The following is an 8,008-nucleotide window of genomic DNA, read 5'->3' as shown; positions in this document are numbered from 1 at the left end:
GGTCGACGGTCCGGGAGTCGACGCCGAACTTGACGATGGCTCCGAAGAAGGGCCTACGGACGAGCCGGCTGTGATTTTCGAGGTTCCGCCCGCGGTGACTGATACCGATATCCGAAATGCGTTGGGTGAAGATCGGCTTCACGAGATCGATCAGTTGCTCCAGCTTCGCGGAACAGATGCGCTCGGGTGGTATATGACGTTCCACCAGAAAGCCGTGCAGCACGGGGTATACATACCACTTGAAGGTGTCTTGAAGCTAGGCTTGGATGCGTTGCAGACGGCCTGAGAACCATCGCGTCGTCGTCGACGGCCGGTGGGCCTCCGAACGCGGCGCCCACCGAGGTATCGGGGTGGACGGCCGGACCGTCGGGATCCTCGGCTTCGGCTCCGTCGGGTCCGAGCTCGCGCAGATGCTGGCGCCGTTGGGTGTCACGGTGATCGCCAATACCAGGTCGGGTAGCTCAGCAAGAGCGGCGCAGCTGGGCATCGAGCTCGTCGACCGTCAAACACTGGCCGCACGGTCGGATTTCGTCGTGGTGGCCGCCGCGCTCACGGCCGAGAATTACGGCATGCTCGACGAAGCGTTCTTCGCGGCGATGAAACCGAGCGCCTACTTCATCAACATCGCCCGCGGCGGACTGGTGAACCAGCCCGCGCTCACCGCGGCGCTGCGCGCGGGTCTCATCGCCGGAGCGGCACTCGATGTGTACGAGCCGGAACCGCCTGCGCCGGACGACCCGTTGTTCGCGATGGACAACGTGATCTGCACACCGCATGCGCTCTGCTGGACGGCGGACTTCACCAGGGACGTCTCCGCCTCGCTCATGGAGGCGGTCATTGCGGTGTCGCGCAACGAGATTCCAGCCACCGCGCTGGGTACCGAGGCGCTCGATGCGGCCACCTGGCGGGGGCGCAAGGGCACCTAGCGGCGCGCGGAGATTTCAACATGGGGCTCTACCTACCTGAGTGCCATAGGCCGGGAGCCGACAACTTGACCATTACCGTCAGTGAAATGCCTCGCCAACGCCGCTGAGCGCAAGATCCGGCAAGCGTTCGTCGAGCAACTCGAACCCAACGAGTCAGACATCGACGTAGGCGAGATGCCCCCTAACGGTGCGAGCCCGTCGGCCCTCGATGCTGCCCATAGCCTCAACGAGGCCTTCGCGAAGGAAATGTCGACATCCGACTTGGCCGCGAAGTGGTTGACGGGCGGGCAGTGGTCCTCACCGTCAACGAGAGGGCCAATTTCGAACGCTCCTCGCGAGCGGCTCTACGTCGGATTGCCCAGGGCGCGTGACCAACTCGTTGTCTGCGGTGACCCCGACTTCATCCGCGAAGTCGGCGGCCAAGATCTGGCTTGGCGGCTAAACGTCGAGACCACTGAGGGCGAGAACGGCGATCTCCGGCTGCGTTCATCTTAATTCGTCCGGGTTCGCGGCGGCTGGGCGTTGCCTGCCGAGACTCGTGGCAGCAGAATCCCGGCGAAGGCTTGCTAGCAGTGGAGACCTTCGTCCCGACGTCGGCTTCGGCGATCATCGAGGACGTCACCTCGGCCTGCCCTGCGACGGCACGCAACATTTCGGGATCGACCAACATGGATCTGAACTTACCGACCGCGGCAGCCTGTGGGTGACGCAAATTTCCTGGGTGCGGTTGCGTCGGGGATGCCTGGTGGTCGATGCGGTCGCGCCCCCGGTGGCGGCCGTCGTCCCGTCCGACGCCGGCCATGAGCAGGTCCTCGTAGCCGGTGTCGACGTGGTGAACCGAGGCGGAAACGGCGAGGCGAATGGCCTCCGGGTCGAGCGCGCGCGTACGCGGTCGGCTTACGGGGATTCCAGCGCGACCCGGTCCCCAACGCGGATGGTGCCCTCGGCGATCACCTCGAAGTAGGCCCCCGCGCACGGCGCAACCCCGAAGTCGAGTGCGGCCGCGCGGTTTTCGGCGGCCGGGGTGCGCAATGCGTGCGGTGCGCGGCCCAGCTCGCCGTGTTCCAGCGTGGGTACCGCACAACGCGGGGTGGGGCAGATGGCGCGCAGCCGCGCCTGTCCTACGGCGAGAGTGGCTCCCGTCCAGTCGTTCTCGGCATACGCCGGAAAGCCGGGTGGCGTCACGATCACCAGATTGGGCCGATATCGCACCGCCTCGGTACCGATGCGCTCGAGCGTCGCGGTGGTAATCGCGTGCACCGGCGCAAGGTCGGTGAAGGATGCGCCCGGAGTCGCCTGCGCCAACTCGAGCAGTGGTGCGTCGACCTCGGCGTCCACACCGAATTCGAGCACCTGGTCGGGATCCGCGCGCTCCAACGATGCCCCCGGCGGTCGGCTGTCGGCCAGACGAACCCGTCGGGCGAGCAGCTCGGAGAGCCGCGCGTCCACGTCCGCATCGTCGGCTGACACACTCACTCCGTCGGGCATCCGGATACTCACGCGGCCGGAATCGACACTCGCGCTGCACTTCAGGAGAGCACGCCAGAGCCGTGCCTGCTTGGCGCTCGCCACCCGACCGGTCGCCTCGTCGATCAGCGCCAACCGCCGGTCGTCCTCGACCCCTTGCTCGTCGACGAACAGGGCGTCGACGGCCTCGCCGAGCATTGACTTCACCGGGTAGCGATACAACGTTCCCACGTGCATCTGCACGTGCGCGGCGGATGTACTCATGGCAGAATCTTAGAACGCCGTTCCGTCCCCGGCGACGAGCAAGCCGCCCCCACTCGTCTGCAACGACGGTCGCTGCCGCCGACGTGTCACTGCCCGTGCGTAGCGTCCGCAACATGAACGAATCACGCATACGCCGCGGCGCCAAGCAGAATCGGCGAGATGCCCGGCGCGCAGAAAAACGCCAGCCAACGAGCACCGACGACAACATCCTGATCACAATTCGCAAGGCGTTGGCCAAGCACCCTCTAAACCTGCTCGGCATGGCCAGCTACCTCATCAGCTGGGCCACACCCGAACTGCATCCGTCGACTAAGGACACGCCGGAGGAGCCGCGTTCCCTGGAGGGACTCATCAGTCATCTCGCCGAGCGACGATGCCGGGAGACGACCGCCCTGCTTGCCGTCTTCGCCGAGCTACTCCTCGACGACGACGTGCTGAGGGAGCGGTGTCGCCGGGAATCCTCGACGCGACGGGACCACCTCCCGAAATGGATCGTCGGCCTGCCCCACGTCGAGGTGAGTCGGGTCATGTGGAGGACCGACATCCTCGGTGACGGTGACGAACTGGCAGTCGGTCTGCGCCTGGCTGACGCGACGGAAGTCACCCTTGGCGCCTTCGTCGACCACAACGATCTTTCGGCGGTCACGGACTTCACCGTGCTCGCGGATGCCCTCGACAATGCGGTCGATCGCGCACGCGAAAACATCGATCCCGGAACCAGATTCGTCGACATGAATCCCGCCGATGCTCGGTCGTGGATCGAGTACGGGCTCCGGCGCGGAGAGTATCTGCCGCGTTCGGACCAGTGGCGTGAAGCCCAGCCGTTGGTGCGGTGGGCGATCGCCCAGCTTCCGGATGGCGGCACTGCATACGAGCGGCCAGAATGGGACGACGACGCGGTCGCCGAGCTGCTCAACGGGTTCTTCGCCTCGTCTGCGGGTGCCCCCTTCACCGGTGTCGAGTACAGGGACTTTCGTGCGGCAGCTCTGCGATACGGGCTGCGGCGACCCGTCGCGATGGAGCGCTCTGCGGATCTCGGACGTCCTGCGATATCCGTTTCACGATCACTACGGCCCACTCGAGATCGGGTTGGACGCCCCCGCCCTAGTGCGTGCATTCGTTCCATTCGCTCACGCGCACATTGGCGTTCGCCAAGATCTTACCGACAAAGCGATTGCGAAGATCGACGAGTTGAGTCTCCACTACAAGCGAGAGCTTCTCCGCGGCGCTACTGATTACTACGGCGACGACGATCCCGAGCCGCCGCCGTGGCTCGCCCATCCCGATCGGGCGATGCCCGCTTGGCTGGTGCGAATGCGACACGGTCTGCGACCACCGTCGTCCCGCGCTGACTTGCTCACCGCCCCTCCCGCACCGCCAAGTAATGCTCGGACACCGGCACCCCGTCGGTGTACCGCTCGACCGCCTCCTCGATCAGTCGGTCCTGACCGGTGAGCCGGGTGTAGTGCTGGTGCATGTGTTCGCCCCAGGACCGCACGACGAACGTCTCCACGAACGTCGACTCGTGTTCGACGCTGCGGAACAGCCGCCACTGCGATGCGCCCGTGCGCTGCCGGGACCGGCCCAGCACCGCCATCGCCGCCAGGAAGGCTTCTTCGTCCGAGGGCGCAACGCGGTAGGAGGTCAACACCAGAACCGGGCCATCCAATGGTTCAGGGTCAAAGGTCAGTGTCGGCTCGGGCCAGTGCGATGACGGCGTCAGGTCCAGCTTGCTCGTGTTCGCGTGCAGCGGCCACCACATCGACGACAGTCCGCACACCACCAACAGGCCCGCGCTGACCAGCAGGCTGGTGGCACTGGTGGTAGCTCCGGCGAGCACGCCCCACAGCACCGAGCCAAACGCCTGCCCGCCCATGAAGATCAGCTGGTACACCGACAATCCGCGGGCGCGCACCCATGCGGGCAGGCTCAACTGCATCGAGGCGTTCAGCGTCGACAACGACAGCAGCCACGACGCGCCGCCGACGACCAAGGCGGCCATCACGGCGGCGAAGATGGGCACCAGCGCCAGCACCACGGTGGCCACCGCGAAGCCCGCCGCCCCAGCCGTCAGCAGGAAGTTCTGGCCGAACCGCGCTCGCAGCCGGGACAACAGGAAGGCGCCGAGCACCGCACCCAGACCGAGCGCACCCAAGAGCAGTCCGTAGCCCGAGGACGACAACCCGAGTTGGTTCGCCGCGATCACCGGCAACAGTCCCCACAGCGCGCTCGCGGGCCCGATGAACAACGCTGCCCGCAACAGAATTCGGCGCACGATGGGCGAGCTGCGGATGAACCGTCCGCCCGCACTCAGCGCCGCCAGCGCCCGCTCGGGCGGATAGCCATTTTCGACGCGAGGGCGGCGCCACCAGATGAGCACGAAGACGATTCCGACGAACGACACGGCGTTGAGTGCGAAGACCAGCGTCGGGCCGGACAGCGACACCAGCACGCCGGCGATTGCCGGCCCGATCGCCCGGGCGCCATTCAAGCTCATGCTGCCCAACGCCGCTGCGGCTGGAATCTGCTCGGATGGAACGAGATCGGGTTGAATCGCCTGCCAGGCCGGCGCGGTGAGCGCTTGTCCGCAGCCGATGACGAACAACAACATCAGCAGCACCGCGGGAGTGGTCAACCCGGCGCCGGTCAGCGTGGCGAGCAGACCCACGCCGGCGGCCATCGCCCCCTGCGTCGCGATGAGCAGTCGGCGCCGGTCGACCAGATCCGCGAGGACGCCCGACGGTAACGCCAGCAGCATCACCGGCAGCGTCGTCGCGGTCTGCACCAGCGGAACCAGCACTGCTGCGCGCGGATCCCCGACGAGCATCCACTGCGCTCCCACGGTCTGCATCCAGGTGCCCAGGTTGGAGACCAGCTGCGCGATCCACAGCGCGCGGTAGACCGGCAATCGCAGGGGCGCCCACGTCGAGGTCGACGGTGTCGACTCGCTTGCCGGTGTCATCCGCTGCTCCTGTGTGTGGCCCGCTAATTACCTTAGGGGGCTTGCCGGGTCTGACCCCGCGACGCCGTCTGCAAACCTCAGCGCGCTGAATTGCCGGGCCGACGATCGCCGGCGCCATGCGACGACAAACGTCGTCGAGGGGGTTGTGCGCCGGCCCGTGTTCGGCGAACTGCTGCCACGCACCGCGTCTTCGAGGTCACCGGCTCCAGCTCGACACGCAGCCAGTGTCGGTCTCGACCTCGCTGCGCAAACGTGCGCACCCACTCGCTGCACGACCCGATCGACTACAAGAAGGTCGAGGTCGGCCGGCTTGATGTCGCATGCGATATCAAGTTCGACGAGGCATCCACACCGATCTTGGTAACTAGCCCACACCCGGAACGCGTGAGGTCCACCGACCGTTGAAAATTACGTGACACCGCCACCCGAAGACGCTGAGCGCAGGACCCCCGCCGACCTCGCCGACCGCCTTCTCGACGTCAAGCGGATCTACCACGAACCCGACATCGAGCGGTTCCCGCGGGCTGTTCAGGTGCTCGACCGATGGCCCGACGCCGAACGCGTCGAAGTGCCATCGCACCAATCCATTCCAGGCCTGTACGGCAACGAGGGCAACGTCGAGGACTGGGTCCGCATCAAGCACGAAACCCTCGTCCTCGGTGAGAAGAAGAGCCTGGCCGCGCGGCGCAACGAACGCTCCAGCGACTGGATCGCCCCGTCCACCGCCAACGGTTGCGCCATGGCGTGCTCCTACTGCTACGTCCCGCGTCGCAAGGGCTTCGCCAACCCGATCACCGTCTTCGCCAACATCGTCGAGATCACCGGCTACCTCGAACGCCACGCCAAGCGCCAGGGACCCAAACCCTTGCCCAACCAGTGCGACCCGATCGACTGGGTCTACGACCTCGGTGAGAACAGCGACTGTTCCGTCGACGCGATGGTCTCCGACAACGTCCGCGACCTCGTCGACCTCTTCGCGCGACTGCCCAACGCCAAGGCCAGTTTCGCCACCAAGCTCGTCAACCTCGACCTACTGACCTACGACCCGCAGGGTGGCACCCGCGTTCGCTTCAGCCTGATGCCGGGGGAGACCTCCAAGGTGGTCGACGTCCGCACCTCCAACGTCGCCGACGGAACCAACGACCGAACCAAGGCGCAACTCGCCGCCGAGATCATCTTCCTCACCCACAACGAGGCCCTGCACAACGTCAACCTCGGCTGGCACCCCAAGGGCGAGGACCTGCTCTGGCGACCCGATCTACAGGAGCTGAAGCGCAGTCAGAACGGTCAGTGGAACGTCCGCTACAAGAGCGCGTGGAACGGCCGCTGGGTGCAACAGCTCACCGACCTGATCAATGAGAAGCTGCCAAGCTGCCGCATCCGCTACGCCTTCTGACACGTGCCACCATGGAGCCATGGCTGATTCCGAGATGGACTCCGAGCGCGACTTCAACGAACGCAACATCGCGGAGTTCCGCAGCAACGGCGGCAAGGTGGGCGGGCAGTTCGAAGGGTTCCCGCTGCTCATCCTGACCTCGACCGGCGCCAAGAGCGGCGAACGACGCGAGAACCTGATCGGCTGCTTCGACATTGACGACAAGATCTACGTCGTCGGCTCGGCTGCCGGCCGCGATGCCAGCCCCGGCTGGGTGTTCAACCTGCGCGCCCAACCTGCCGTCACGGTCGAGATCGGGTCCGATCCGCCGCAGGACGCCGTCGCGCACGAACTACCCCGAGCTGAACGGCACCGCCTCTACGAGCTCATCGTCGAGCGTGCGCCCGGCTTCGGCGAATACGTAAAGAGGACCGACCGGGTCATCCCCGTGTTCGAGCTGACGCCGAGCAGCTGAGCACGCTCCACGGTCGAGCCAGGCGCAACGTCCCCTGGCCAGCCCCGGGGGAAATCAACTCCACTGCCTCGAATTGCCGCGCCGAGGCCCCTCGAGGCCATGGCAGGATGGATCAGTCCCGCAGTCAGAGAGTGAGTCATGGGTGAGTTGCAGGTCTCCGAATCGGTGGTGTCTGGCGTTGCCAAGGCGCTGCGGTCGGCCGGCGACGAGACGAACTCGGGCCTGACCAGCGTGGACGGTGAGCTCGCGCGTCTGCTCGGTTCGGGGTGGACTGGCCAGGCGGGGTCGGCTTTCGGCGAAGTATGGACGCGTTGGCACGAAGGCGCGGAGAACGTGGTGAAGGGTCTGGAATCGATGGCTTCGGCGTTGGAGCAGGCCGCGCAGGGGTACGGCGGCACCGATGCCTCCGGCCGGGCGGCGGTCGAATCGGCGGGCATGTGATGGCTGGCTTCTCGGTGGACATGGAGGCGTTGCTGACCGGCGTGGATCAGATGTCGGAGTTCCACTCCAACTTGGAGTCGACGCTGGCATCAGTGCGC

The 8,008-nt window shown here is 66.1% G+C and carries 8 protein-coding genes and 2 pseudogenes; 7 read left to right on the top strand and 3 right to left on the bottom strand.

The annotated features are described in order from the left end of the window. From QOI01_RS00050 to QOI01_RS00040, 3 genes and pseudogenes are all read left to right on the top strand, one after another. Nucleotides 1–286: pseudogene (locus QOI01_RS00050) on the top strand (hypothetical protein); the annotation flags it as partial. Continuing rightward, nucleotides 267–926 carry an NAD(P)-dependent oxidoreductase gene (locus tag QOI01_RS00045; protein ID WP_526377412.1) on the top strand — a complete coding sequence of 220 codons (660 nt, stop codon included), beginning with the start codon at nt 267–269 and terminating at the stop codon, nt 924–926. The pseudogene QOI01_RS00050 and the gene QOI01_RS00045, both read left to right, overlap by 20 nt. A 284-nt stretch (nt 927–1,210) precedes the next feature. After that, nucleotides 1,211–1,421 (top strand): annotated as a pseudogene (locus tag QOI01_RS00040) (hypothetical protein); the annotation flags it as partial. Here the strand turns inward: QOI01_RS00040 and QOI01_RS00035 are convergent. Together QOI01_RS00035 and QOI01_RS00030 are read right to left on the bottom strand one after the other, a co-directional pair. Further along, nucleotides 1,327–1,902 carry a DUF2293 domain-containing protein gene (locus QOI01_RS00035; protein ID WP_526377410.1) on the bottom strand — a complete coding sequence of 192 codons (576 nt, stop codon included), beginning with the start codon at nt 1,900–1,902 and terminating at the stop codon, nt 1,327–1,329. The pseudogene QOI01_RS00040 and the gene QOI01_RS00035 sit on opposite strands and share 95 nt — an antisense overlap. Beyond that, entirely contained in the window at nt 1,824–2,657 is an 834-nt protein-coding gene (locus QOI01_RS00030) for an MOSC domain-containing protein (RefSeq protein WP_526377408.1), read from the bottom strand. The genes QOI01_RS00035 and QOI01_RS00030 overlap by 79 nt, the downstream gene beginning before the upstream one ends. A 113-nt stretch (nt 2,658–2,770) precedes the next feature. Here QOI01_RS00030 and QOI01_RS00025 point away from each other — a divergent pair, with 113 nt between their 5' ends. Next, nucleotides 2,771–3,892, top strand: a complete 1,122-nt coding sequence (locus QOI01_RS00025; protein WP_526377406.1) for a hypothetical protein — start codon at nt 2,771–2,773, stop codon at nt 3,890–3,892. Between the two features lie 122 nt (nt 3,893–4,014). Here the strand turns inward: QOI01_RS00025 and QOI01_RS00020 are convergent, their stop codons facing one another. After that, nucleotides 4,015–5,619 (bottom strand): MFS transporter, encoded by a 1,605-nt coding sequence (locus QOI01_RS00020; protein WP_526377404.1) that lies wholly within the window; start codon nt 5,617–5,619, stop codon nt 4,015–4,017. Between the two features lie 412 nt (nt 5,620–6,031). Between QOI01_RS00020 and QOI01_RS00015 the strand changes: the two genes are divergently transcribed. From QOI01_RS00015 to QOI01_RS00005, 3 genes are all read left to right on the top strand, one after another. Then, nucleotides 6,032–7,015 (top strand): spore photoproduct lyase family protein, encoded by a 984-nt coding sequence (locus QOI01_RS00015; RefSeq protein ID WP_526377402.1) that lies wholly within the window; start codon nt 6,032–6,034, stop codon nt 7,013–7,015. Nucleotides 7,016–7,034: 19 nt separating this feature from the next. Then, nucleotides 7,035–7,469, top strand: a complete 435-nt coding sequence (locus QOI01_RS00010; RefSeq protein ID WP_526377400.1) for a nitroreductase family deazaflavin-dependent oxidoreductase — start codon at nt 7,035–7,037, stop codon at nt 7,467–7,469. 138 nt (nt 7,470–7,607) lie between these two features. After that, nucleotides 7,608–7,910 (top strand): WXG100 family type VII secretion target, encoded by a 303-nt coding sequence (locus QOI01_RS00005; RefSeq protein WP_526377398.1) that lies wholly within the window; start codon nt 7,608–7,610, stop codon nt 7,908–7,910. The last annotated feature ends 98 nt before the right edge of the window (nt 7,911–8,008 follow it).

Source organism: Mycobacterium sp. (genome assembly GCF_032162605.1).
Classification (GTDB): Bacteria; Actinomycetota; Actinomycetes; order Mycobacteriales; family Mycobacteriaceae; genus Mycobacterium.
This window is presented reverse-complemented; position numbering and strand designations above follow the sequence as displayed.

What these genes read in the sequence shown, in the direction of transcription:
- QOI01_RS00045 (WP_526377412.1), top strand. Translation starts at nt 267, where the DNA reads ATGCGTTGCAGACGGCCTGAGAACCATCGCGTCGTCGTCGACGGCCGG.
- QOI01_RS00030 (WP_526377408.1), bottom strand. Translation starts at nt 2,657, where the DNA reads ATGAGTACATCCGCCGCGCACGTGCAGATGCACGTGGGAACGTTGTAT.
- QOI01_RS00025 (WP_526377406.1), top strand. Translation starts at nt 2,771, where the DNA reads ATGAACGAATCACGCATACGCCGCGGCGCCAAGCAGAATCGGCGAGAT.
- QOI01_RS00020 (WP_526377404.1), bottom strand. Translation starts at nt 5,619, where the DNA reads ATGACACCGGCAAGCGAGTCGACACCGTCGACCTCGACGTGGGCGCCC.
- QOI01_RS00010 (WP_526377400.1), top strand. Translation starts at nt 7,035, where the DNA reads ATGGCTGATTCCGAGATGGACTCCGAGCGCGACTTCAACGAACGCAAC.
- QOI01_RS00005 (WP_526377398.1), top strand. Translation starts at nt 7,608, where the DNA reads ATGGGTGAGTTGCAGGTCTCCGAATCGGTGGTGTCTGGCGTTGCCAAG.